General features: G+C 37.4%; 26 protein-coding genes. 19 read left to right on the forward strand and 7 right to left on the reverse strand.

Annotation, left to right across the window (positions count from 1 at the left end; all coding sequences use genetic code 11):
* Nucleotides 1-678: 678 nt before the first annotated feature.
* Nucleotides 679-1,665 carry an MsnO8 family LLM class oxidoreductase gene (locus tag HMPREF9225_RS01850; RefSeq protein WP_008901235.1) on the reverse strand — a complete coding sequence of 329 codons (987 nt, stop codon included), beginning with the start codon at nucleotides 1,663-1,665 and terminating at the stop codon, nucleotides 679-681.
* A gap of 199 nt (nucleotides 1,666-1,864) precedes the next feature.
* Between HMPREF9225_RS01850 and HMPREF9225_RS01855 the strand changes: the two genes are divergently transcribed.
* The 5 genes from HMPREF9225_RS01855 to HMPREF9225_RS01875 are packed head-to-tail and all read left to right on the forward strand — an operon-like array spanning nucleotide 1,865 to nucleotide 7,353.
* A complete protein-coding gene (locus HMPREF9225_RS01855; protein ID WP_008901236.1) occupies nucleotides 1,865-2,926 on the forward strand; it encodes an ABC transporter substrate-binding protein in 1,062 nt (353 codons plus the stop codon).
* A gap of 25 nt (nucleotides 2,927-2,951) precedes the next feature.
* On the forward strand, nucleotides 2,952-4,568 hold the full coding sequence (locus tag HMPREF9225_RS01860) for an ABC transporter permease (RefSeq protein ID WP_008901237.1): 1,617 nt from the start codon (nucleotides 2,952-2,954) through the stop codon (nucleotides 4,566-4,568).
* A complete protein-coding gene (locus tag HMPREF9225_RS01865; RefSeq protein WP_008901238.1) occupies nucleotides 4,558-5,475 on the forward strand; it encodes an ABC transporter ATP-binding protein in 918 nt (305 codons plus the stop codon). The genes HMPREF9225_RS01860 and HMPREF9225_RS01865 overlap by 11 nt, the downstream gene beginning before the upstream one ends.
* Complete coding sequence (locus HMPREF9225_RS01870) at nucleotides 5,472-6,701, forward strand: glycosyltransferase family 4 protein (RefSeq protein WP_008901239.1); 1,230 nt, start codon at nucleotides 5,472-5,474, stop codon at nucleotides 6,699-6,701. Before HMPREF9225_RS01865 ends, HMPREF9225_RS01870 begins: the two co-directional genes overlap by 4 nt.
* The gene (locus HMPREF9225_RS01875) at nucleotides 6,682-7,353 is read left to right on the forward strand and encodes a CpXC domain-containing protein (protein WP_008901240.1); all 672 of its coding nucleotides are present in this window, start codon (nucleotides 6,682-6,684) and stop codon (nucleotides 7,351-7,353) included. Before HMPREF9225_RS01870 ends, HMPREF9225_RS01875 begins: the two co-directional genes overlap by 20 nt.
* A gap of 109 nt (nucleotides 7,354-7,462) precedes the next feature.
* Here HMPREF9225_RS01875 and HMPREF9225_RS01880 read toward each other — a convergent pair whose 3' ends face one another.
* The 4 genes from HMPREF9225_RS01880 to HMPREF9225_RS01895 are packed head-to-tail and all read right to left on the reverse strand — an operon-like array spanning nucleotide 7,463 to nucleotide 10,221.
* Nucleotides 7,463-8,776 (reverse strand): D-alanyl-D-alanine carboxypeptidase family protein, encoded by a 1,314-nt coding sequence (locus HMPREF9225_RS01880; protein WP_008901241.1) that lies wholly within the window; start codon nucleotides 8,774-8,776, stop codon nucleotides 7,463-7,465.
* Nucleotides 8,773-9,081 (reverse strand): MTH1187 family thiamine-binding protein, encoded by a 309-nt coding sequence (locus HMPREF9225_RS01885; RefSeq protein ID WP_023060258.1) that lies wholly within the window; start codon nucleotides 9,079-9,081, stop codon nucleotides 8,773-8,775. The genes HMPREF9225_RS01880 and HMPREF9225_RS01885 overlap by 4 nt, the downstream gene beginning before the upstream one ends.
* 2 nt (nucleotides 9,082-9,083) lie before the next feature.
* Nucleotides 9,084-9,668, reverse strand: coding sequence for a YoaK family protein (locus tag HMPREF9225_RS09730; protein ID WP_008901243.1), 585 nt, complete (start codon nucleotides 9,666-9,668; stop codon nucleotides 9,084-9,086).
* Nucleotides 9,661-10,221, reverse strand: coding sequence for a glycoside hydrolase family 73 protein (locus HMPREF9225_RS01895; RefSeq protein WP_008901244.1), 561 nt, complete (start codon nucleotides 10,219-10,221; stop codon nucleotides 9,661-9,663). The genes HMPREF9225_RS09730 and HMPREF9225_RS01895 overlap by 8 nt, the downstream gene beginning before the upstream one ends.
* 117 nt (nucleotides 10,222-10,338) lie before the next feature.
* Here HMPREF9225_RS01895 and HMPREF9225_RS01900 point away from each other — a divergent pair, with 117 nt between their 5' ends.
* Both HMPREF9225_RS01900 and tadA read left to right on the forward strand, forming a co-directional pair.
* Complete coding sequence (locus tag HMPREF9225_RS01900) at nucleotides 10,339-11,262, forward strand: restriction endonuclease (RefSeq protein WP_008901245.1); 924 nt, start codon at nucleotides 10,339-10,341, stop codon at nucleotides 11,260-11,262.
* Nucleotides 11,249-11,725 (forward strand): tRNA adenosine(34) deaminase TadA, encoded by a 477-nt coding sequence (gene tadA, locus HMPREF9225_RS01905; protein WP_245526532.1) that lies wholly within the window; start codon nucleotides 11,249-11,251, stop codon nucleotides 11,723-11,725. Before HMPREF9225_RS01900 ends, tadA begins: the two co-directional genes overlap by 14 nt.
* Nucleotides 11,726-11,742: 17 nt before the next feature.
* Here tadA and HMPREF9225_RS01910 read toward each other — a convergent pair whose 3' ends face one another.
* Nucleotides 11,743-12,588 carry a hypothetical protein gene (locus HMPREF9225_RS01910; RefSeq protein ID WP_008901247.1) on the reverse strand — a complete coding sequence of 282 codons (846 nt, stop codon included), beginning with the start codon at nucleotides 12,586-12,588 and terminating at the stop codon, nucleotides 11,743-11,745.
* A gap of 168 nt (nucleotides 12,589-12,756) precedes the next feature.
* On the opposite strand from HMPREF9225_RS01910, the gene HMPREF9225_RS01915 reads away from it, so the two are divergent.
* The 6 genes from HMPREF9225_RS01915 (at nucleotide 12,757) to HMPREF9225_RS01940 (ending at nucleotide 18,586) form a co-directional block, all read left to right on the forward strand.
* Nucleotides 12,757-13,920: an NAD(P)-dependent malic enzyme gene (locus tag HMPREF9225_RS01915; protein ID WP_040551264.1), complete on the forward strand. Its 1,164-nt coding sequence runs from the start codon at nucleotides 12,757-12,759 to the stop codon at nucleotides 13,918-13,920.
* Entirely contained in the window at nucleotides 13,917-15,281 is a 1,365-nt protein-coding gene (gene fumC / locus HMPREF9225_RS01920) for a class II fumarate hydratase (protein ID WP_008901249.1), read from the forward strand. Before HMPREF9225_RS01915 ends, fumC begins: the two co-directional genes overlap by 4 nt.
* Nucleotides 15,282-15,380: 99 nt before the next feature.
* Nucleotides 15,381-15,818, forward strand: coding sequence for a universal stress protein (locus HMPREF9225_RS01925; RefSeq protein ID WP_008901250.1), 438 nt, complete (start codon nucleotides 15,381-15,383; stop codon nucleotides 15,816-15,818).
* A gap of 100 nt (nucleotides 15,819-15,918) precedes the next feature.
* Nucleotides 15,919-16,860 (forward strand): copper amine oxidase N-terminal domain-containing protein, encoded by a 942-nt coding sequence (locus HMPREF9225_RS09735; protein ID WP_008901251.1) that lies wholly within the window; start codon nucleotides 15,919-15,921, stop codon nucleotides 16,858-16,860.
* Between the two features lie 228 nt (nucleotides 16,861-17,088).
* The gene (locus HMPREF9225_RS01935) at nucleotides 17,089-18,021 is read left to right on the forward strand and encodes a DUF3137 domain-containing protein (RefSeq protein ID WP_008901252.1); all 933 of its coding nucleotides are present in this window, start codon (nucleotides 17,089-17,091) and stop codon (nucleotides 18,019-18,021) included.
* 10 nt (nucleotides 18,022-18,031) lie between these two features.
* Nucleotides 18,032-18,586 carry a LemA family protein gene (locus tag HMPREF9225_RS01940; protein ID WP_008901253.1) on the forward strand — a complete coding sequence of 185 codons (555 nt, stop codon included), beginning with the start codon at nucleotides 18,032-18,034 and terminating at the stop codon, nucleotides 18,584-18,586.
* Between the two features lie 106 nt (nucleotides 18,587-18,692).
* Here the strand turns inward: HMPREF9225_RS01940 and HMPREF9225_RS01945 are convergent, their stop codons facing one another.
* A complete protein-coding gene (locus HMPREF9225_RS01945; protein ID WP_008901254.1) occupies nucleotides 18,693-19,583 on the reverse strand; it encodes a DMT family transporter in 891 nt (296 codons plus the stop codon).
* Nucleotides 19,584-19,816: 233 nt separating this feature from the next.
* On the opposite strand from HMPREF9225_RS01945, the gene HMPREF9225_RS01950 reads away from it, so the two are divergent.
* The 6 genes from HMPREF9225_RS01950 to HMPREF9225_RS01975 are packed head-to-tail and all read left to right on the forward strand — an operon-like array spanning nucleotide 19,817 to nucleotide 25,443.
* Nucleotides 19,817-20,818 carry a sugar-binding transcriptional regulator gene (locus HMPREF9225_RS01950; protein WP_008901255.1) on the forward strand — a complete coding sequence of 334 codons (1,002 nt, stop codon included), beginning with the start codon at nucleotides 19,817-19,819 and terminating at the stop codon, nucleotides 20,816-20,818.
* The gene (gene gap, locus HMPREF9225_RS01955) at nucleotides 20,819-21,835 is read left to right on the forward strand and encodes a type I glyceraldehyde-3-phosphate dehydrogenase (protein ID WP_008901256.1); all 1,017 of its coding nucleotides are present in this window, start codon (nucleotides 20,819-20,821) and stop codon (nucleotides 21,833-21,835) included.
* The gene (locus HMPREF9225_RS01960) at nucleotides 21,832-23,025 is read left to right on the forward strand and encodes a phosphoglycerate kinase (RefSeq protein ID WP_040551265.1); all 1,194 of its coding nucleotides are present in this window, start codon (nucleotides 21,832-21,834) and stop codon (nucleotides 23,023-23,025) included. Before gap ends, HMPREF9225_RS01960 begins: the two co-directional genes overlap by 4 nt.
* On the forward strand, nucleotides 23,022-23,759 hold the full coding sequence (tpiA, locus tag HMPREF9225_RS01965; protein WP_008901258.1) for a triose-phosphate isomerase: 738 nt from the start codon (nucleotides 23,022-23,024) through the stop codon (nucleotides 23,757-23,759). The genes HMPREF9225_RS01960 and tpiA overlap by 4 nt, the downstream gene beginning before the upstream one ends.
* Nucleotides 23,756-25,042: a phosphopyruvate hydratase gene (gene eno / locus HMPREF9225_RS01970; RefSeq protein ID WP_008901259.1), complete on the forward strand. Its 1,287-nt coding sequence runs from the start codon at nucleotides 23,756-23,758 to the stop codon at nucleotides 25,040-25,042. Before tpiA ends, eno begins: the two co-directional genes overlap by 4 nt.
* Nucleotides 25,039-25,443 carry a SixA phosphatase family protein gene (locus HMPREF9225_RS01975; RefSeq protein WP_008901260.1) on the forward strand — a complete coding sequence of 135 codons (405 nt, stop codon included), beginning with the start codon at nucleotides 25,039-25,041 and terminating at the stop codon, nucleotides 25,441-25,443. The genes eno and HMPREF9225_RS01975 overlap by 4 nt, the downstream gene beginning before the upstream one ends.
* Nucleotides 25,444-25,557: the final 114 nt, after the last annotated feature.

Below are 25,557 nucleotides of genomic sequence, written 5' to 3' on the forward strand. Positions count from 1 at the left end.
CATAGGTTGGCAGTAGCAAAGTTTAAAGATTATATTCTCAGGAATTTAAATGGTGTTAAATCCGTACGTGGACTTTTAATTTTGTATAGAATAAAGAAAAATCAGGCGAAGCTGTACGACAAATTTAATTACTATTTATCACCGTAGCGGAACCTTCCAGGTTCCACAGCCGAAGGATCTGACCTCTATTTAACCTAGCCTTTGCAACTATTTTTTACAAAAATCTCCCAACTGCAGTCACCCTGAGCGAACGAAGTGAGTCGAACGGGTATAACATCCGAGGGTCAAATCTTGGCAAGTAAAAATCATCAATGTTTGACCTCACCATGGTTATACCCATTCGACTCCAGAGCCTTCGGCTCTTTCGCTCAGGGTGACTGTATTCCTTAGGTTTTTTTAAGAGATTCATCAAAGACCTAGCCGAAATCTCCTGTTTCGTAGCAGGTCTTGTGCATAGTTCCAAAGAAGACAAGCGAAGTGAAGGCTGATTTGTTGAACTTGACTGCCGACTACGACGGCAAAGCCGTCCTCTCTCAGGTTGACTGTCTTCCTTTGGGTTTTTCATGTAGGTATCCTCCAAAGACATAGACTATGCAAATAAGTCATAACAAAAAAATCTCTAATATATAATCTAAGTGCAAAAAAATGCACGCTCTTGCGTGCATAAATTATTTAATATTATCCGTTTAAAACTATGTCTTCAAAGTATTTGTAATTATCTATAAGGACATCTGTTTCTGGTATATAGGATGCGCCGATTAGTTCGTCTGGCTTGTACTCTTCCTTGATGTGCTTCCAAGTTTTGGCGGCTTCATCAATGTCGCCTTCAATGGTTAGACCTTTTGATGTTCTAAGGATAAATTTTTCCATAGAGGTTAGTTCAGGCTCGTTGTCAGGATCTAGTTTCATAAATTCCTTGCGTTCTTTTCTAATAAATTGTAGGGATATATTTTCTGCGTGTTTCTTCAAGACTTCCGCTTCTTCCTTGGTCTTTGTAATGTTAACGGAAGTTCCAAGCATTACATATGGTTTATCCAGATACTTGGAAGGTTTGAATTCATTTCTATAAATGCCAAGGGCATATCCGATGGTATTCGGTGCGAAGTGTCCGGCAAAAGAATATGGAAGACCGAGTTCTGCTGCTATGTGAGCGGATGTTTCAGATGAGCCGAGTATGGTTAGTGGAATTTTTGATCCAGCTCCTGGGAATGGTGCGACATCTAATTCCCATGCCTCATCAGACATGTACATTTGCATTTCTTTAATTGCATTTTTAAAATCTTCTTTTCTATAAATATTTCTATAAATTAATTTTGCCGTTTGCATATCTGTGCCTGGTGCACGTCCGATACCTATGTCAACCCTGCCAGGATGGAGAATATTAAGGGTCGCATACCTTTCAACTACTTGAAATGGCGTGTGGTTTGGGAGCATTACTCCGCCAGCCCCAACTGTTATTCTCTTTGTATTATTTAAAATGTGGCCAATCATTAAATCTGTGGCAGCGCCCAAAACTGCGGGACTGTTGTGGTGTTCGGCAATCCAGTACCTTGAAAAATCATGATCGTCGGCAAATTGTGCCAAAGAAACTGCTCTACCCACGGCATCCATTTGACTTTCGTCTTTGAATTTTGGTATTAAATTTAAAATTGAAACTTTTGTCATAATAACTCCTTTCAAATTACATTTACCCAATTAAATGATTTAGTAATTATGGTTACATTCAAAAATAAAAAACATCCAATTTCGGTTAATTTTTTATATTTTTCTAAATACTATTTAAGAAAATGCGATAACTTACACAAAAATATTATAAATTTATATATTTGTCAAAATATGTTATACTAGAAAACGGAGGTAGATTATGAAAAAAATATCTAAAATAATGGCAATCATTCTTATGTTTACTGCTGTTTTAACAGCTTGTGGTAAAAAAGATGATGCGCCAGCAAGTAACGCAAAAAACGAAACTAAGACTGAAGCTAAGGCTTTTGAAGGCAAGACTTTAAATGTTGTTGCTACTTCAGACAAGTATGTTGGACTTTTCGACAAGTTCACTGAACAAACTGGTGCTAAGGTTGAATTCCTTTCTATGAGTTCTGGAGAAGTTATTTCTAGAACTAAGGCTGAAGGAAAACCTATGGCTGATTTATGGTTCGGTGGTGGACTTGACGCATTTTTAGCAGCTGATGCTGACGGACTTCTAGAACACTATGTAAGTGACAACTCAAAAGAAGTTGATCCTGCTTACAAGGATGAAAACGGAGCATGGATTGCAAAAGGTCTTACCGTTGCAGGTTTCTTAGTAAACAACAAGATTCTTGAAGAAAAAGGTCTTGATCTCCCTATGACTTGGGACGATCTTGCTAAACCAGAATACAAAGGTCTAGTTATCATGTCAAACCCTGCTGTTTCAGGAACTAACTACGCTGTTGTAAAAGGTCTTCTTGACGCTAAGGGAGAAGAAGCTGGATGGGAATACCTAAAGGCTCTTAACGAAAACATTGAATTCTATTCTAAGAGAGGTAAAGATCCTCAAGAAAAGACTGTTCAAGGTGAATTTGCTATAGGAATCATCCCTGTTGACAATGGCGCTTTTGAAGTTGCAAAAGACAATGGTCTTACTGTTGTGTACCCTGATATGATTCCATGGGTTCCAGAAGGAGTTGCAATTTTTAAAGATTCTGAAAACGTAGATGTTGCGAAGGCTTTCGTTGACTTTATGTTAACTCCAGAAGCTCAAGCTATAATAGCAGAAGTAGATGGAAAAGACAGCGCTCAAATTGTAGTGCCAGGAGTTGAAGGACTTTCACTTGGCCTTCCAAAGGACAAGCTTATCAAAGAAGATCTAACTACTTTTGGTAGCATGAGAGAAGAAGTGCTTAACAAATTCAAAGAAATAGCTAGGGACAAAGCTGAACAATAATTAAAATAATTTTTAGGGGAGTGCTATGAAGAGAATAAATATTGGTAAGATAATCGACTATTTAATAATTGGGAGTTTATTTGCTATGACCATTCTCTTCATACTACTTCCTTTTATTTTTGTTTTCAAAGAGAGTTTCTTCGTCGATGGAAGGCTCTCCCTTGAAAACTTTACATATCTCCTTACGAAGAGAAGAATCCTTATAAAGAACACACTGGTTTTAGGTGTTGTGTCCACCATTCTTTCTTCTGCAGCAAGCCTAATCGTTTCAATCTATCTCTACCTTTCACCGAAGAGAAGGAGGAGCATCCTTCTTGCAATTTTATTTATAACGCTTATAAGTCCGCCATTCGTAACTTCTCTTTCCTATATCAATCTATTTGGCAGGAGGGGATTTATAACCTATGGACTTCTTGGACTTTCACTAAATGTATACGGAATGTGGGGAATCGCAGTTATGCAGACCATCTCCCACCTTTCATTAAACGTGCTACTTATCTACGGATTTCTAAAGACTCTTAGTCCTGATATCATAAATTCTGCGAGAAACCTCGGGGCAAAGACGGACAATATTATAGTGGATATTATCTTTCCAAAGGCAAAGGCTGGTCTAAAGGCGGTCATACTTCTTTCATTCTTTAGAGCCATAGCAGACTTCGGAACGCCTGCCATCATCGGTGGGAAGTTCAATGTCCTCGCGCTGGAATCCTACTTTGCAGTAATTGCTGAAGGAAATCTTGCCAAGGCTTCTGCTATGAATATTTTGATACTTATTCCGTCGATCTTAATCTTCATTTTTTACCAAAACAATCTAAGCGCAATGGCGGAAACTTCTGGATTTGACAGGGTTGAGTTGGAAATAAAGAGAAATGGAATTATCTACTATATTTTTTCTGTTATTTCGCTACTTTTGATCTCTGCCCTTACGGTCCTATATGTAACCATAATATTTTCCGCATTTACCCGCATGAAGGACGGCTCTCTTACATTTACTCTACAAAATTTAATCGATACGAAACCATATATCACCGGTGCGATGATAAGAAGTATAGTATACAGTTTGATCTCTGCGGTAGGCGGCTCAATAATAGGTCTTTTAATAGGATATTATTTACAAATTAGAAAATTAAAAGCTATGAAGGCGGTGGATTTTATCGCCAACCTTCCATATATAATTCCCGGCACCTTTTTTGGTCTTGGATACCTACTATTTTTTAAGAATCCGCCGATAGCCATCACGGGAACAGCGGCGGTGGTAGTGTTAAACGTGGTATTTAAACAGCTTCCATTCTCTGCAAGAGTCGGCAGCAGCCAAATGGAATCCATTGACAGGGAGACCTTGGACTCGGTTAAATCCCTGGGAGGAAATAATATGAACGCCCTCTACGACGTGGTACTACCTCTTAGCAAGGAAGGGCTAAAGGTTTCATTTATCAATGGATTTACCACCACCATGACCACCATCGGCTCCATAATTTTTCTAGTCTATCCTGGAAGAAAGGTCCTAACCCTTGTTATGTTTGATGTAATTCAATCGGGAAAATACAATATTGGATCGGTGATCGCTCTTATAATCATACTTATATGTCTAGCTATAAATGCTCTCGGATACATGTTCTTTGGAGGAAAAAATGTTTCTTGAAATAAAAAATTTAACGAAAAAATACGGCGACTTCTATGCCATAAGAGATATAAATTTCTCCTTGGAAAAGGGAGAGCTCCTATGTTTACTCGGACCTTCCGGCTGTGGGAAGTCTACCATTTTAAAAAGCATCGGAGGATTCATAGAAGTTCACGGAAATATTATTTTAAATGGAAAGGACATCACCCACACTCCGCCGGAAAAACGTGGTGTGGCAACGGTGTTTCAATCATTGGGACTATTTCCTCACATGAATGTCCTTGAAAATATAAAGTACGGCCTTAAATTTAACGGCACTCCGAAAAGTAAGAGAAACGAAATGGCAGAAGAGATGCTTAAGACCCTCGGCCTCGAAGGTTTAGGCAAGAGGATGATTAACGAACTCTCTGGAGGCCAAAGACAGAGGGTTGCCCTTGGAAGATCCATGATAGTTGGACCGGAGCTACTCCTACTTGACGAGCCTCTTTCAAGTCTAGATGCGAAGCTTCAAAAATCTATGAGGCAGGAGATTAGAGACTTTCAAAAGAAGTTCGACATCACCACCATCTTCGTAACCCACAACCAGGAAGAAGCCTTCGAAATTGCAGATAAGATCATTCTTCTAAATGAAGGAGAGATCATGCAGGTTGGTAAGGCGAAGGAGATCTACGAGCATCCGGCAAATGAATTTGTCCTCGACTTTATAGGTAGTTCAAATACTTTCGATGGAGGATACGCAAGACCCGAAGACATCACACTTAACTCTGGAAGCACCAAGGCAAAGATAAAAAATATTATCTTCAAAGGTTCATTTACAGAAGTTATTTTGGATACAAAATTTGGAATTTTAACAGCAATTACAATGAACGCAGAGGATTTAAAGATAGATGATGAGATAAATATTGATATAAAGAAGGAGAAACTATGAAGATTTTAAATGTTTTGGCTCAGCTACCGATGAAGACGGGAAGTGGAGTATATTTTTCAAACTTGGTTGAAGAATTAAATGCCCAAGGCCACGAAAATATTCTGCTCTATGGTGTGCAGGCACCATACTCTGTGGATGTGGAAGGCAAGCACTATCCGGTGGAATTTAAATCTGAGAAGATTCCATTTCCAATCGCTGGGATGAGCGACGTCATGCCCTATAAAAACACCGTATATTCGGAAATGACAGAGGACATGATCGACCTAGAACTTAGAGTATTTAGAGAAGTTTTGGAAAAGATTAGAGATACTGAAGGAGTGGACCTTGTAATAACCCACCATCTCTTCTTCCTATCATCAATGGTTAGAGAAGTGTTTAAGGACACTCCAGTGGTTGCATTCTGTCACGGAACCGACCTTAGACAACTTGAAAGATTTCCAAGATTTTTAGAAAGATGCGAAAGTATCAAGGATCTCGACATAATTTTCACCGTTTCTCCAAATGAATCGGAAAAGATACATGAAATTTTCTCCTACGACAGGGACAAAATAAAGCTTGTCGGCGGTGGATTTAACCAAAACATCTTCAACAGAAATTATGAAAAGTTAGACGACGGCATCCTCAGGGTTTGCTACGCGGGCAAACTTTCAAGGTCCAAGGGTGTTTATGAACTCGCTAGAAGTTTTCCTCTAGTTAAGAAAAATATAGATAATCTAGAGTACCATATCATCGGCGCAACTTCTGATGAAGAAAAGAGAAGACTCTACGATCTTGCACAAAATATGGAAGGTTTCAAGGTCTATGACGCTGAGGATCAGGTGACCATGGCGAAACATTTGAAGAAGTGCGATGTATTTGTCCTACCTTCCTACTACGAAGCATTGGGACTTATTGCAATTGAGGCTATGGCGACAGGACTTTACGCAGTGACATCTGAGATCGAAGGCTTGAGGGCAGAACTTGGTGACAAGGTAAACGAATCTGGACTCATTCTCTACACAGAACTTCCAACCATCTACGATTTGGACAACCCTTGCGAAGAAGAAGTGCCTGCCTATGTGGAAAGGCTAGCGAAAAATATAGAAATCCAACTAAAAAAGGTTGAGAAGAAGGAAGAAATCGGCAAAGAAATCATGGATATAATCGATGGAAAATCCTGGGCAAATCTTGCGAAGAGGATTGAAAAGATGCTTATAGAGGTGGCAAATGACAGAAAAATTAACTGAAAAAGCGATATGCGGACATTGTAAAGAGCCATTTGATGTAGAAATCTACACCAGTATAAACACGAGAGTAGATCCGGAGATGGAGCTGAAGGTACTAAACTACGATGTATTTGAGTACACATGTCCACACTGCGGCGAAAAGGTAAAGGTAATCTACGACATGCTCTACCATATGGAGCAGGAAGGTACGATGATCTACCTAACAGACCCGAGCAATGTAGAGGAAGAAATCAAAACTCTGGACGAATTTTATAATAATGATTTCAAAAAATTTCAAGAGCTTATGAAGATTGACCCTCCGAGGGTGAGAGTGGTGGTGGACTTAGTTGAACTTAGAGAAAAAATATTAATTTTCAAGGGTGGCTACGACGACAGAATCATGGAACTCTATAAATCACTTCTCATTCTTCAGATTAACGAGAGAGAAAATATGGAAATCATAAGAATGTTCTACGATATCTATGAAAATAAACCTATAATCGTGGTAATTGACAAGAATCTCAAGGAGTACCACTACGACTTTAGGGAAGAAGGCTACAGAGAACTTGAAGAACAGTTTGAAGATAAGCTTGAAGGTTTCGAAAGATATGTGGTAAATGAAAGTTTTGCCATTGAATTTATAGAAGATCTGTTAAATAAAAAGAAAAATTAATTTATTAAATTCGCGAGTTTGATATTATAAAATAATCGGAATTTCTTCAAAATGAAAATACAAAAAAATAATCCTTCAATCAAAGTTATTTCTTAGATTGAAGGATTTTTTATGCTGCATCTTTATCGATATTTTTGAAGATTTCTCTGTAAATGGACATAATCTTGTTGATTATTCCCCTTTCGCGAATATCTTCTTTGATTATTAATTTTGATTCTCCAACTTCTTTGCCATCTACTTTGTAGGTGATTGAACCCACCACAGTGTCCTTAGGTAGAGGGGCTGCGATTTCATTGAGATGAATTTCGCTTTCTACCTTTGATTCTGGATGTACTAGAGAAGCTATTTCCGATTCTTGATACACATTGTAGTTTGGTTCTTGAGAATTTTCTGCTTCGATAGTCGTAACAGGAGAAGTAGTGTTTCCGAGAATTCTATTTTCATACTTGGTTAGAGCAATATTTGCGACTCTTTTCGAAACCACATACCTTGACCAATCGGATTTCGATCCGGTGGTGATGGTGATAAGCCTTAGATCCTTGGTGGTCTTGCCATCTCCTGGTTTTAGTTCCGTTGCTATAAGACATCTTCCTGCCGCACCAGTGTATCCCGTTTTAAGTCCTTGGATTTCTGGAATTACTCCTAAGATGGGGTTGGTTGAGTAAGCTGTAAACTCTCTATCTGCTTCAACGATGGAAGGCATCTTTGTATATTCTAATATTTCTGGATGTTCCTTCATTATATATCTAGCAAGGAGAAACATCTCTCTTGTGGTCATCTTATTATAATCTTCTATTGAATAGTCTGTTAGCCCTGTTGGATTTATCATGTGGGCGTTTGTAAGACCTAGGTCTTTACACTTCTTATTCATCATGTCTACGAAAGCTTGGGTAGATCCTGCTACCTTTATTGCAAGGGAGGTGATGGCGTCATTTCCAGATATAACTAGCGCCGCTGTTAGAAGTTCTTTTACAGTCTTCGTATCTCCCTCTTTTATTTTGTAGGATGAACCTGGTAAGACTTCTGCTTCATGGGGAATTGTCACCATGTCGTCTAGTTTTAACTTGCCTGCTTTGATTTGGTCTAGGACAACATATACGGACACGAGTTTAGAAGTTGAAGCCATGGCTACCACTTCATCTATATCGTTAAATTCTAAGATTTCTCCCGTTGCATAGTCTCCGATTAGAAAGGTCTTTGCAAGTTCGTTGGTAGATTTTTTTTCTAGCTCAGCTACTAGAAGTGCTTCTTCGTAGGTTGCCCTATCCACTCCGTGAGAAGTTGGTACGAAGATGTTTTGGTTTCTAATCTCCTGAGGCTCTGAGGCTTCTGTTTCTTTCTGCGAAGCATTCTCCGTTGCAAAAGAGACGCTAGGAGAAAATAAAATGACTAATGCAAGGATTAGACTTGTAAATCTTCTCATTTCTTCCTTTTACTTTCTACTGAGTCTATCTTTTCCATAAAGGATCTTTCTTTGTCGCGTCTGTCATCGATCTTAACAACAGAGTAGACTCTGTTTGCTCCATTTAGAAATACGGATTCTTGCATCCTTTTTATAGCTTCGTACATAGTATCTAAATCGGGAGCTTCTATAACTGTTCCCATTGGGTTAAGTGCAAATGTAATATTTTTCATGTCTGCTATGCTATCTAAAGCACCTGCAACATATTTTGAAACTGATGTGGTTTCTGTTCCTATTGGAACTAGTGTTAGTTCACAAACTACCATAATTACCTCCATATACAAGCCAAGATAAGGTAGATTAATGCTACCAAAATTTGGCTAAAACTTTTTACATAAAAATATAATATACCACCTAGAATAAAAAATCCAATAGATATTAGAAAAAATATGCTCACATGAAGTCTGGAGCTATCCTTGGTTCTTAAGTACTTGCCTATGATGGTGGCGCTATCTGTCAAGTATCCAGTAATATGTGTGCTCCTTATAAGGGCACCTTCGTACTTTAAAAAAAGGGAATTTTGAAATCCAAAAATAAATGTAAGCAGGTACACTGCGTATTCTCCTATTAAGGTAGAAATTATGGCAAGGACCGCCAAACATAGAAAGCCTCGGCGGAAATTCTCCTCATAGGTAATATATGTTCCCACAACAGAGCCTAGAAAAAATAGTCCAAAGATGGCAAGAAGAAAGATGAGCCTCTTACTGTCGCTTATGGAAAGTGCAATGGCTGTGGCATTGCCAGTGTGGTGAGTTACAGGCGTTTTGAAATTCATAACACAGTAGGCGTTTGAAATTCCACTTGCAACCATAAGGAGCATAATTCTTACTTTGAAACCAAGATTTCTATTCATTATCAAGCTCCATCAAATTATATTTTTCAATAATATCGATGACCTTTTTTGCGTAGTTAGGGTCCGTAGCATAGCCGCAGGACTGTATAAGGGTGATCGCCTCTTTGTAGTCCTTGGCATCTCTTACCTTTTCATAACGAGCAGCAGTAGATATAAGCTTGCCGTAATCTTTGAAACTCGCCTTCTTCGAATCATATTTTTTAAAAGGCTCAAGGACGGACTTCTCCACCCCGTTTTCGTACTCCTTCGTCTCCATTTCAACTCCACCGCTTTTGGCTTTTATTCCAAAGTAATTGTTGTATGAAGTAGACAATTCGCTCCTTCCGAAGTTACTCTCCAGCGCCGACTGGGCTAAGGTAACCGACGGGAAGAGACCGTATTTCTTCGCTACACTGATTGCCAAAGGCTTGGTGGATTCTATGTAATTTTCTTTGATTTCAATAGTGTCTGTTCCATTGTTTAGAAGCATGGCAGGAATCATCATAATAAGGATTCCAAGTATGGTAAGTGATACCAATCTTCTAAGGAACATATTGGGTTTTCTCTTTCTCATAAATCCTCCATGTTTATTTTATCAAAAATTTCAAAAAATGCAAAAATTCCCGATGAAATCAATAATGAAAAGGATATCTAAATTTTGATATGCTATAATTAAATTTAAGGAGGGAACATGGGTTTACCAGATCTATCATTCACAGGATTTAAGTTTGAAAAAATAAAGAATCCAGTTAAATACTCGATTCTACATAGAGAATATCCACCTAAGATGACGGAAGAGATGCATACGATAGTAGAAACTCTCCTTTGGTATGTGCCAAACATCGACTCTATTCAGTCACCTAAGAATGATATGGCGCTGTCTCTTGACTTCGATGAGTTTGCCTTCGAACTGGTGAAGAAGAATATGAAGCTTGGTCACGAAGACGTGGCAGTGCTTGATTATATTCCAAAATCTGTAGTCGATTTTTATAAAAATGAAGTGGATCCAAACTTTCAAAAGATAATTATCACGAAGTACAAGGACGAATCCACCACCAACAGTCTCCTTAGGCACATTAGAAACGCGATTGCCCATGGCTATTTCACCTTGGTTGAGGGGATGCTAATAGGTTTTGATTTTAAAACTACGAAGTACACAGACGAAGAATGTACCGCTATTTTTAAAATATATCCGAAGAATCTTTTAAAATCCCTTAGAATTTTAAACGAAGAAGTTACTGAGGAAGAGCTTGCGAAGAAGGCTCTACTGAGATGCGACTATGTGGTGGAAGACTTTAACGATTCCTATGACCACACTGAGATGGGATTCGATTTCTATGCCAAAAAAGGAAGACGCAGGTTTGCAGTAGAGGTGAAGAAGTACAAAGATGTGGAAGTTCTATCTCAAAAAGAAATAGACAGATTGGTAAGGGAGTTTTCAAATATTTACAAAACCATAATCCCAGTTCTATTTATAAATACATCCCTTATGACAGATGAATCGAAGGAGAAACTTCAAAGAGAAAAGATAATTATTCTAGATGTAAAAAATATAAAGAAGATGATGAGAGGAATAGACGTACTAAAAGAGGTGGTAGACCTTGGAAAGAAGTAGTTTAGATACGAGTAAGTACATGAAATTCGCCCTACACCTGGCGAAGAAATCCTATAGGAGGGGAGAGATTCCTGTGGGAGCGGTGGTAGTTTTACATGGCAAGGTGGTAGGCTATGGATATAATTTAAAAGAAACATTAAACGACGCCACAGAGCATGCAGAACTTCGCGCTTTAAAGATGGCTGCGAAAACTCTTGGCACCTACCATTTGGAAGGGACGAAGATGTATACAACCCTTGAACCCTGTGCCATGTGTGCAGGAGCGATGATACTCTTCCGTATAGATAAACTAATAATCGGGGCGAAGAGTCCTCGCATGGGAGCTGCTGGATCAAACCTAAACATCTTAGATAGAGAAGGCTTTAACCACAAGGTAAAGGTGGAATATTCCATCTACGGAGATGAATGCAGCAAACTTATCAGTAAATTTTTTAAAAATGTAAGAAGAAATAAAAACCTATGATGCAGTGCACCATAGGTTTAATTATTTTTTGAATGTATTCTCTTATATTCTTTGTAAGCGGCATCTCGATTCTTCTTGGTAAGTTCCTTGGAGATTGTGTTTAAATCTGTGGTGTTTGTGATTTCCTTTTCCATGTCCCTCTCTGAAATTACAACATTTGAAACTTCTTCGTAGTTTAGAAGACTGTCGGATTTGATGCCGATCTTAACGAGAGCCTCCCTAGGATTCTTTTCATATATAGAAGGTGTGAAATCAAATTTTGAAAATCTGTAGTAGACATAGAAATTGTAGATTCCGCTTTCCTTTATAAATCCCACCACGCTGTAGCTAAGGGCAGAATAGTCGCAGTCACCCTCCAAGTACTTGTACTTTTCAAAGGAAGAATTTAGTTTTGACTTTGCAAGAGTAAGTTCAATCTTTGCTCTACTGGTAAGACTTATGGATCTAAAAAGTGACTCCAGATTTTTCGCGCTTATTCTGTCGAACTCATAGAAGAGTTCTTCAAAAACATTTCTGGATAGGGCGAAGGAATCTCCGTCATCTTCGCAGATTAAGATCTCATCTAGCTGCGGATTTAGGTACATGATGATGGTGGAAATCTCAAAGATTGCCGCATCGTGTTCGTTGATGTATTCCTTTGATCCAAAGATCTTCATAGTTTTATCTACAAGTTTTAAATTTATATCGTCGTAGCCAAGACTTTCCACTAGGCTGTGGAGTTTATCCTCTGTACTTTCGTAGGTGTAGAAGGAATAGACCCTCTCAGTCATGGAAAGCTTCGCTTCTTTTAAGTAGTTTCCCTTGCATCCAACGAGGAAAAGAAGAAGTATTAAAATCGTAAAATATTTAAATTTTATTTTCAATGTATCACCAATTAAATTTAATAATATAAGTTTATTGGTTTTTTTATATTAAGTCAAGCAAATCAAGATTTCACCTAATTTATATCGACACTTAAAATTTTTAAAAAGAATATATATAAGAAACATTTGCATAAAAACTATGCTATAATGTTAGCTGAGGTGATAATAATGGATAACAAAGAAAAAGCTATGAAATGCCACAGAGAATGGAGAGGAAAATTAGAAATTAAATCTAGAGCAGCTACAGAAACTGCAGAAGATTTAGCACTTGCTTATACACCAGGAGTTGCAGAAGCTTGCTTAGCTATAAAGGACAACCCTGAAGAAGCATACAACCTAACTAGAAAATGGAATTTTGTAGCAGTAGTTACAGATGGAACAGCAGTACTAGGATTAGGAGACATAGGCGGCCAAGCAGGTATGCCAGTTATGGAAGGTAAATCAATCCTATTTAAAAACTTTGGAGATGTAGACGCTTTCCCAATCTGTTTAAACACAAAAGACACAGAAGAAATCATAAAAACAGTTAAGTACTTAGAACCAACATTTGGTGGAATCAACCTAGAAGATATTGCAGCACCAAAATGTTTTGAAATTGAAAATAGACTTTCAGAAGAATTAGATATACCAGTTTTCCACGATGACCAACACGGAACAGCAATCGTAGTTCTAGCAGGAGTTTTAAATGCTCTTAAACTTGTAGGCAAGAAGATGGAAGACGTTAGAATAGTAATGTCTGGTGCAGGAGCAGCAGGTATGGCAATCAGAAACCTACTTGTACTTGAAGGTGCAAAGGACGTTATCTTCGTAGGAAGAAAGGGAATCATCGGAGCTGACTACTACGAAGACGAATACAGAAAGAACATCTTAAAAGAATGTAACCCACATAAAATCGAAGGTGGAATGGCAGAAGCACTAAACGGAGCAGACATCTTCATCGGAGTATCAGGACCTGGAATCGTAACTGAAGAAATGGTAAGAAACATGAACAAGGATGCAATAGTACTAGCTATGGCAAACCCAGTTCCAGAAATCTATCCAGACGAAGCTAAACGTGCAGGAGCTAGAGTAGTTGGAACAGGAAGATCAGACTTCCCTAACCAAGTAAACAACGTATCAGTATTCCCAGGACTATTCAGAGGAGCACTTGATGTAAGAGCAAAGAAAATCACTGATAACATGAAACTTGCAGCAGCTCGTGCAATTGCAGATGCAGTTGAAACTCTAGACGAAGACAATATACTTCCACACGCATTTGATCTAAGCGTTTCTAAGAAAGTTGCAGAAGCAGTAGCAGAAGCAGCTAGAAAAGATGGAGTAGCTAGAATATGAAGTACAAAATAGAACATGATACCTTTGGGGAACTTCAAGTACCAATAGACAAGTACTGGGGAGCACAAACTCAAAGATCTCACCAAAATTTTGTAATCGGCGACGAAAAAATGCCAAAGGAAATAATAAAGGCATTTGGAATTCTTAAATACTCTGCAGCAGTAGCAAATAACGCCCTTGGACTTCTACCAGACAACAAAAAAGAAATTATAACAGAAGTTTGCGACGAAATATTAGAAGGAAAACTAGAAGAACATTTCCCACTTGTAGTATGGCAAACAGGTTCAGGAACCCAATCCAACATGAACGTAAATGAAGTTGTAGCCAACAGAGGAAACGAAATCGCAAAAGAACACCTTCTACATCCAAACGACGACGTAAACAAATCACAAAGTTCAAACGACACATACCCAACAGCACTTCATATCGCATCATTAATAGCGGTTGAAGACAAGGTAATCCCTGCAGTAGACACACTTATAGAAACATTTAAAAAATTAGAAGAAGAATACAAGGACATAGTCAAGACAGGAAGAACTCACCTACAAGACGCAGTGCCTATAACCCTTGGACAAGAAATAAGCGGATGGAGAAAATCCTTAGAAAGATCTAGAGATTTTATAGCTACAGCAAAAGAATCACTTAGAGAAATCGCCCTTGGAGGAACAGCAGTAGGAACAGGACTTAACACCCACAAGGACTATGCAGTTAAAGTAGCAGAAGAAATCTCTAAAAAATCTGGACACAAATTCGTAACCGCAGAAAATAAATTCCACGCCCTAACCAGTAGGGACGAAATCGTATTTGTACACGGAGCTATGAAAGCTCTTGCGGCAGACCTATTAAAAATAGCAAACGACGTAAGACTACTAGCATCAGGACCAAGATGCGGAATTGGAGAATTAATAATACCAGCAAACGAACCAGGCTCATCAATCATGCCAGGAAAAGTAAACCCAACCCAAGCAGAAGCACTAACCATGGTAGCAGTACAAGTAATGGGTAACGATGCAGCCATAGGATTTGCAGCATCACAAGGAAATTTTGAACTAAATGTATTCCTTCCACTAATAGCATATAACTTCCTACAATCAGCAAGACTACTATCAGATGCAATGATATCATTCAACAAGAATTGCGCAGTAGGAATAAAACCAAACATGGAAAAGATAGAAGAAAATCTAAACAAATCACTAATGCTAGTAACGGCACTTAACCCACATATCGGTTATGAAAAAGCAGCGGAAATTGCAAAGCTTGCCCACAAAGAAGGAACCACATTAAAAGAAGCAACATTAAAACTTGGATATTTAACAGAAAAAGAATTCGACGAAATAGTAGACCCAAGAAAGATGGTATAAAAAATAGAGAAGTGTTTCAGTTGAGACACTTCTTTTTATATAACCACATCATTGAATTAAAGTTAAAAAATTGGGTACAAATGTACTAGGAGGTAGAGTATGAAAATATTAGTACCAGTAGACGGCTCAAAGAGTTCAAATAAATCAGTAGAAGTGGCAAAAGATATAGGCGAGAAACTAGGAGCAGAACTTTTAATCCTAACAGTAATATCCGAAACATCCATCTTCGAACAATATCCAACCAACTTTCCATATTCCTTGGAAATAGACAAGGCAAATGTGGAAAGAGCAGAATATGTACTTAAAGAAGCGGAAGAAACCTTAAAAGACTATCCATACAAAGTAGAACTCTTCCACACAATGGGAAATGCCGCAGAACAGATAGTAAGCGTGGCAGAAGAAAGAGGATGCAGCTTAATAATCGTAGGCAATAGAGGCTTGGGAGCATTCTCAAGAACACTACTAGGCTCCGTATCAAACAAAGTAATCAACACATCTAAAATATCTGTCCTTGTAGTAAAATCAGACATAAAATAATTTAGCGTAGGTGACTACGCTTTTTTATTGTTTTGATTTATTTCAATACTATATTGACACGGAAGACATAAAATAATAAGATAAACTTAGAGGTGATAAAATGAAAAAAATAAGCAAAATCATGGTAATTCTAAGTGTCTTTGCATTAGTACTAAGCTTAAATACATACGCAAATCAAAAGACATATCTTGTAGTAAATGGAGAATACATAAAGACAGATGCAGATCCATTTATCGAAAGTGGAAGAACACTCGTACCAGTCAGATTTATCTCAGAAAACTTAGACAGCATAGTTGATTGGTTCAAAGAAGAAAAGAAAGTAGTCATCACTACTAAAAAAGAAGGCACAGAAATAAAAAAGGTTGAACTTATAATCGGTTCAGACATTGCAAAACTTTACGACAAAGACGAAAATGTAAAAGAAGAAAAACTAGACGCAGCAGCAAAAATCGTAAATGGAAGAACCTTTATACCAGTTAGATTTATAAGTGAATCACTAGGCACAGAAGTAGGTTGGGACAAGGAAAACAGAGTAGTCCTAATAGGCGACACGTCAAAATATGATGCCAAAAAATTCAAAGAAGACGTAATTGACAAGGAAGTTCCAGTAAAGAAAGAAGAAAAGAAGGAACAAAAGAAAGAACAAAAGAAAGACACAAAAGCAGGAGACATCAAATTCGAAGGAAAATATTTAAATGCTTGTAATGGATTAACTCTTAATATAGAAAAACTTACAGAACCATTCCCAGATGCACCTGATATAAAATACGTTGGAGCTGTAGGAGAGTTAAATCTAGAAACTTCAGTAATGGAAAATATCGGATTGGTCTTCTTTAAATTTAGCAAAGATGGAAAAACTGTAACAGCATCCACATATGACGAGTCTGATAAAGAGGTAACTTATCCAGTAAAAATCGAAAAAAAGAGATTTTCATTTGTAAACTGTTATTGGTACAAACTATATGAAGGCGACAAATACGAAATAATAGATGGAAAGTTTTGCATGAATGGAAAAGAAGTACCAATAGAACCAGGTAAATAAAAGCGAAATAAATTTAAAAAGCCAAATAATTTCTGGTTTTTAATTAAACATATGCATATAAAAACACCGGAGTGATATTCTCCGGTGTTTTTTATATTAAATATAATTATTAAATTTATAAGCCTTTATTTAATTGATATATAATTTCAAAAAAATATATATTCTAAAAAAGTTTTTTGATAAAATAATATTGAAATTATTTATTAAAATTAAAGGAGGTCCTTTTAAATGAAATCCAGGGAGAGATTTTCGGATTCATCTATCATAGAAGAGATTAAAAGAATCGAAAATTTGCCGGAGACCAAGAAGAGGCTTGACGATGTGAAAAGAGATCTACAAGATCGGGTGAGCAAACCTTATATACTTGGATTTATCCTTCTTGCAGCGGGGCTTTTTATATACTATCTTTTTGAAATATATGGACTAATAGTCTGCTTTTTCCTCTATAAATACTGGTACCAATATTCACAGACGAATAAATCTTATATTGGAAATACATATGCAAATAATTTTTTAGAGCCGGTGTTAAAAGAGATCTTACCAGGTACAGAGATAGATTATTTTGGAACCATGGATCTATATATTCTTAAAAACTTAGTTAGAAATTCAGAATTTTATGAATCCAATTGTCACATAATTTTTGGTGACGAATACAAGACTGAGTTCTGCAATTTAAAAGCAAATCATTATAGAAGAGACAAAAAAGGAAGAGAAATAAACGAGACTGACTTCATGGGACAAGTATTTTTTGCTCCTATAGAAACGGGAATAAATGGTCATATTAGAGTGGCACCGATTAGTAAAGGTGGTTCCCACAGACCTTATGGAGAAATTAGAGATGGCGAAGAGAGAATGGAAACTGAGTCCATCGAATTCAACGATTTATACACTATTTTTTCTACAGATGATTTAAATGCCAAGTTTATTTTGGATACAAAGATTATTGAACTTTTAAATGATATTGGGAAAAGAATGAATGTTTCCATCTACATGAACGAAGAATATGTATCCATAGCTTTTCAGTCGAATAGTCTTCTATTTTCCTTGCCATATACTCCAGGTGGAGTAAATGAAATTTCCCTTTCAGGAGAGTATGAAAAGATAAGAAAAAAACTCTCGGATTTTTATGCACTTATGGATGTTATAGTAGAAAAATTTTAGAGGAGGATTTATGAAATACTTATACACGATAGCTATTGTAGCGGTTTTAGTATGCATATCAAATTTTATTTCCGCTTCAAACAGACTCAAAAAATATCTAGTAAAGATAGATGAGTCCAAGAGGAATTTGGATATTGCACTGGCAAAGCGGTATGACACCATCTCCGAAATGATTAAGGTGGCAAAATCTTTTGCCAAACATGAGACAGATGCATTTACAAACATTGTAAAACTTAGACAGGAAGGCACTATTTCATCATCAAACGATGCAATTAAGAATCAAAACGATGCGATTAAAGAAATCTTTGCCCTTGCAGAAGCCTATCCAGAGCTCAAATCTTCTGCAGAGTTTCTACGATTGCAAGATGAAATCGACGATGAAAATGAAAAATTGGCGGCGGCAAAGAGAATCGTAAATGGAAATATCAGCATACTAAATCAAGAGATTGTGTCATTTCCAACCTCTTTAGTTGCAAAGGCTAATAGTATTAAAAAGATGGAGTTCTTAACAGAGGAAGATCTCGACAGAAAGAAGTCGATAGAAAATTTCGATTATACTGTATAGTTTTAAAATAAATCTAATATAAAAAGCAGGTTTTGATCTAAGCGACATATTTCTCAATATGCAAATATTGAGGAATTGCTTTAAGTTTAGATCTCTCCTGCTTTTTTTAGATTCTTAATCTTTTTAAAAATTCAAGTTTTGTTTCAGATATTATAATGGAAGCAAAGATCATCATAAACCCGAACAATGAATACAAGCTGATGCCTTCTATCCCCAAACAATATGGAATTAAAATTCCAAATACAGATTCCAAAGATAAAATCAGAGCACAGCTCGATTCGTCCACGATGGATTGACCTATGTTTTGTAGAAGTAATGCTATAGTTGTACACATTAACGATAAGTATATTAACTCTAAGGCTGCTCTTTTTTCGAAAACAATAGGGAAATTATCTTCGAACAACAGACTCATTACCACTGCCAAAACCGCAGCTACTAAGAATTGAATAATAGTCATAAGTATAGGGTCACGGCCTTCGGAGAATTTAGTAACGGCAACTATATGGGACGCAAACAAAACTCCGCTTAGCAAAGCGAGTCCATCTCCTAGAATAGCATTATTTCCAACCGATTTGGAACTTTCTCCAAAAACTGATACAAAATAAATCCCTATAATACAGAATACTGCTGCGATGACATGGAATCTATTAGGCTTATGTTTAATGACAAGCCAAGATATAAATGGAACTATAACACAATATGATGCAGATAAAAACGCTGATCTACCAGGGTCTGTATATCCAACTCCAATGGTTTGAACAGAATATGCCAAGAATAAAACTATCCCTATAATCGTTCCAGATTTTAAATCTTCTCTCGTCATATTTTTTATTTTCTTATAAAAAATTATAGAAAGAATTATGCATGCTATTGAAAATCTAAATGCGAGTAACATGTTTGGTTTAAATACTGCCTGAGCACTTTTAACTACTGTGAGGGAAGAGCCCCATAGTATAGCTACAATTAACAAATAAAATCTGCCTAAGTTCTTTTTCATCGCTACCTCCTACTTGGTTTCGATTTATTATACACAAGTAAAATTAAGATTCCAATTGGTTTAATAACTTTTTAAAAGAAAAACATTAAATACAAAAATTTTCAAATAAAAAATGGAAAAAGTAAAAACTATATAAATGTTTAGGAATATATTGAGACGATTTTTAACTTATGTTAAAATTATAGTTAGCGGGAACAAAATTATATGGGTTCAAATTATTCCCAGAGGTGAACATGGAACTACATTATTTTTTAGATTTTGTATATGAAGCAAAGGATATTTTCTTAAAAAAATACAGCTTGCTCTCTTACATTTCAGAAAAGTCTACCGTCGGTAGAAGAAACATAACTAAAGATTTAAATTTGTCTGAGAGATTCGTAAGGGACACTGTAAATTTTTTAAGAGATAAAGGTCTTTGCGAAGTCACCAGTAGAGGTATCTCGATTTCAAAATTGGGTATTAAATATGTAGAAGATTTTGAAGATTTGTACTTAAGTCTTACCTCTAAATCTTCTGACGAAGACCTGGTGGATTCTGTGAAGAAAGTGGCGGGAATCTCAGACATCTACATTTCAAACTCCAGCGGCAAGGATGAACTTGCAAAGTTTGCTTCTAAGATTATAAGAGATTATATAGAAGATGATTTTCACATCGGAGTTACGGGAGGAGAGACTGTTTCAAAAGTCATTGACAGTATTGAAACGGACAAAAAGAATTTGAAGATCGTTCCTGCAAGAGGTTCCATAGGAATTAAATCTGAGTTTCAAGCAAACACCGTTGCGATTAAGTTTGCTCAGAAGACAGGATCGGAATCCTACATAGTGCCTGTTCCAGACTTTGCAAATAGAGATTTACTATCCTCAATCAAGGACTCCGCGGAATACAAGGAGCTTCTGGATAAGTTTAAATCGATAGACCTACTTATATTTGGAATTGGCAGGGCGGATGTAATGGCGAAGAGGCGAGGACTTGATGATATAGTCACGAAGAAAATTCTGCGTGACGGTGCAGTTGGAGAAGCCTTTGGCAATTATTTTTCTGCCACAGGAGGTATAGTCTATAAAAAGAAAAGCTTAGGACTATCCCTTTCTGATTACAAAAACATTGGTTCAGTTATAGCCGTTGCAAGTGGCGCGGAAAAAGCCGAGGCAACCATGGCTATTTGTAGTTTAAGAAAAGATCTAACTCTTATAATTGATAGGGAGTTGGCAAAGGAAATTATTAGGAGGAATTAAATGACAAAAGTAGCTATTATGGGATTTGGAAGAATTGGTAGAGATTTTCTAAGAGCATGGGCTCTTAAAGAAGAAAAAGATTTTGAAATTACTCATATCGCAGTTAGAAACTGTGAAACTACCGTAGCTCAAAGAGCTCACCTATTTAAATACGACACAATCTATAGAAAGTACCCTGGCAAATGTGAACTCGACGGAAATATTTTAAACGTTGACGGACACAAAATCGAATTTATCGAATCTAAGACTCCAGCAGAAATGGAATGGGGCAAACTTGGTGTAGATATAGTTGTAGATTCAAGTGGAGCATTTACTTCTCGTGAAAAAGCTGAAGGAAATATCGAAGCAGGAGCGAAGAAGGTAATCCTTACTTCTCCTGGTAAGAACGAAGATATAACCATAGTAATGGGAGTTAACTGCGAACTATACGATAAAGATAAACACAATATTATTTCAAACGCATCATGTACAACTAACTGTCTAGCACCAGTTGCAAAGGTAATTCTAGACAAATTTGGAATCAAGAGAGGACTTATGACTACAGTTCACGCCTATACAAATGACCAAATGATTCACGATGCAATCCACAAAAAAGATATGAGACGTGCAAGAATGGGAGCTGAAAATATCATCCCTACTACCACTGGTGCAGCTAAAGCAGTTGGAAAAGTTATTCCAGAATTAAACGGAATCATGACAGGTATCGCAATCAGAGTACCAGTACCAACAGGTTCTCTAGTAGATGCAACCTTTGAAATTGAAAAAGAAGCAACCGTAGAAGAAATAAATAACGCAATAAAAGAAGCGTCTGAAACAAATATGAAGGGAATCCTTGACTACCAAGAAGAAGACCTAGTTTCTTCAGACATAATCCAAGATCCACACTCTTCAATCTTTGATGCAAAACTAACCCACGTAATGGGCAACATGGTTAAAGTTATTTCTTGGTACGATAACGAATGGGGTTACACATTAAGAGTGCTTGACCTTACAGAAATGGTGGCGAAATCACTATAATGAAAAAGACATTAAGAGATATAGATGTAGCTGGAAAAAAGGTGCTTGTAAGAGTTGATTTCAACGTACCAATGGACGGAGATTTAATCACAGACACCACAAGAATCGAAGCATCTCTTCCAACTATTAACTACCTGCTTGAAAATGGCGCATCCGTTGTGCTTATGAGTCACTTGGGAAGACCGAAGGGAGAGTACAAAGAGGAATTTTCTCTCGCTCCCGTTGCGAAAAAGCTAAGCGAACTTCTAAAGAAGGATGTAAAATTTGTAGCAAGCAAGGTAGTCATAGACGACGAAGTTAAATCCGAAATTAAAAAATTAAAGACCGGCGAAGTTGCCCTTCTTGAAAATACAAGATTTGTAAAAGGAGAAGAAAAGCTAGACTATGATTTTGCAAAGGATCTAGCATCCCTTGCAGACATATATGTAAATGACGCCTTCGGTACATCTCACAGAGCACACGCTTCAAACGTGGGAGTTGCCAAGTACCTTCCATCAGCTATGGGATTCTTACTTGAAAAAGAAGTGGAATACCTAGAAGGTGCGGTACAAAATCCGGACAGACCATTCGTAGCTATCCTAGGCGGCAAAAAAGTTTCAGACAAGATTAATGTAATAGACAACTTGCTTGAAAAGGTAGACACTCTAATCGTGGTGGGAGGAATGGCTTATACATTCTTTAAATCCATGGGACTTGAAATTGGAGACTCAATCGTTGAAGATGACAAGCTAGATCTTGCTCGTGAACTTATGGCAAAGGCAGTTACAAACCATGTGGACTTTGTCCTTCCTGATGATGTAGTCATGGCTAAGGAACTAAAAGCCGGAGTAGAAACCAAGACTGTCGATAGAGACAAGATGGAAGAAGGATACATGGGTCTCGATATCGGACCTAAGACTATTGCAAATATAAAAGAAAAACTTGAACCTGCAAGGTGCGTAGTTTGGAATGGACCTTGCGGAGTATTTGAAATTCCAGAATTTGCAAATGGAACCTTCGAAGTTGCAAAAACTCTAGCTAATCTTGAAGGAGCAACCACTATCATCGGCGGCGGAGATTCTGTAGCTGCCATAGAAGCGGCAGGTTTAAAAGACAAGATGACCCACATCTCCACTGGAGGAGGAGCGAGCCTTGAACTACTAGAAGGCAAAGTTCTTCCTGGAATAGATTGTATCGAGGATGCGGAATGAGAAAACCACTTATCGCTGGAAATTGGAAGATGAATAAATCTGCTCTACTTGCAGAAGAATTTGCCAATGAAATATTGGAAATTAACCTGGACGATCAAGTAGAAGCGCTGATCTGTCCTCCATTTACAGCAATAGATAGATTTAAAAAAACTATTTGCGACAAAGTAAAACTTGGAGCTCAAAATCTTTCTGAAAGAGAAGAAGGAGCGGTGACTGGAGAAATATCTGCAGAGATGCTCGTAGATCTCGGCTGTGACTATGTAATCGTAGGTCACTCAGAAAGAAGGGACTACTTCAAAGAAAGTTCTGAAATCGTAAGGCTAAAGGCAGAAAAGGCAATCGAATGTGGACTTGTGCCTATAGTCTGCGTGGGAGAATCTTTGGAAGTAAGAGAAGAGGGTCGCCAAAATGAATTTGTAAATAAAATGCTAAGAGACTCCACAGAAAATTTAAAGGGAGAGTTCGTCGTGGCATACGAACCTATTTGGGCAATTGGAACGGGTAAGACCTGCAGCCCAGAAGATGCAGAAGCAATGTGCAAAAACATCCGAGAAACTTTAAAAGAAATGGGTCACGCGGCAGATGATATCAGAATATTGTACGGAGGATCAGTTAAACCTTCGAACATTTCTGGACTTATGAGTATGGAAAATATTGACGGAAGCCTGGTGGGAGGAGCATCCTTAAAGGTGGAAGATTTTGTAAAATTAGTTAATTATAAAGGAGAAATATGAGTTTTATATCCAATGTATACGCTAGAGAAGTGCTAGACTCTAGAGGAAATCCAACAGTTGAAGTAGAAGTACTTACAGAAGCAGGCGGATTTGGTCGTGCAATCGTGCCAAGTGGAGCATCAACAGGAGCACACGAAGCAGTAGAATTAAGGGACAACGACAAATCTAGATACCTAGGCAAGGGCGTTTTAAAAGCTGTTGAAAATGTAAATAAACTATCTGAAAAACTATCTTACTTCGATGTAAGGGACCAAGTATCAATAGACAGATTCCTTATAAAAGAAGACGGTTCAGAAAATAAAAAGAATCTAGGAGCAAATGCAATCCTTGGAATCTCCATCGCAGTTAGCCGTGCAGCGGCAGATGAATTAAACATTCCTTACTACCAATACCTTGGCGGAACCAATGGCAAGGTGCTACCAGTTCCAATGATGAACATTCTAAACGGCGGTGAACACGCTGATAACAACGTGGATATCCAAGAATTTATGATTCTTCCAGTAGGAGCACCAACATTTAAAGAAGCACTTAGAATGGGATCAGAAGTCTACCACAGTCTTAAAAATGTATTGAAAGAAAAGGGACTTGGCACAGGAGTAGGAGATGAAGGTGGATTCGCACCAGATTTAAAATCCAACGAAGAAGCCCTAAATGTAATAGTAGAATCCATCGAAAGAGCAGGCTACGTACCAGGAGAAGATGTAGTACTAGCAATGGACGTAGCAGCGACAGAATTCTACAACGCAGAAGAAAAAACATACTACCTAAATGCAGAAGACAAAGAGTTCACATCAGAGGAACTCGTATACTTCTACGAAGATTTAGTATCTAAATATCCAATAGTATCCATAGAAGACGGACTAGCAGAAGACGATTGGGAAGGATGGAAATTCCTAACAGAAAGACTTGGTAAGAGAATAATGTTAGTTGGAGACGACCTATTCGTAACCAACACCAAAAGACTTGAAAGAGGAATAAAAGAAAAAGTAAGCAACTCAATCCTAATCAAGTTAAACCAAATCGGAACCGTAACAGAAACCATGGATGCAATCGAACTTGCAAAAAGACACAACATGACTGCGATAATCTCACACAGATCAGGAGAAACAGAAGACACAACCATAGCAGATTTAGCGGTGGCAACCAATGCAGGATTTATAAAGACCGGAGCACCAGCAAGATCTGAACGTATTGCAAAATACAACGAACTTCTAAGAATCGAGGATATGCTATTTGACTCTGCAATCTATGCAGGCAAAGAAGCATTTTACAATCTCAGATGAGAATATACTTTATAAGACACGGAATCGCAGAAGCATTTGCAAGTGATGACAAGAGAAGAGGACTGACCTTCGAAGGCAGGATGAAGCTAGAAGATACATTCTCAAAATTTGCAAAAGAGTTCAAAAAAGAAGGAATCACTGACTATAGAATATTCTGCTCCACCTACCAAAGATCAATGGAAACGGCAGAAATATTGTCAGAATACTTGGGAGAACCATACTCAATAAAACAGTACCTAGGAGGATGCACCACCAAGGAACTCATGTACAGACTAGAACTTAGCAGAAAAAAATGCTACATTCTAATCTCCCACGAGCCATATATCAGTAACTGGATTTTTGAACTAACAGGAGAAGACGTAATCGTATCTAGAGGCTCCATCCATAAAATCGATATTTAAAATAAAAATTTAAGACAATGGGCTGATAAAAGTCCCAATAGAAAAAAGACGAGGAAACTAAACATCCTCGTCTTTTTCTGATACAATGTATCTATAAAACAAAGTAGTAATACA

Origin of the sequence: Peptoniphilus duerdenii ATCC BAA-1640, from assembly GCF_000146345.1 — a bacterium.
GTDB classification, from domain to species: Bacteria; Bacillota; Clostridia; order Tissierellales; family Peptoniphilaceae; genus Peptoniphilus_B; species Peptoniphilus_B duerdenii.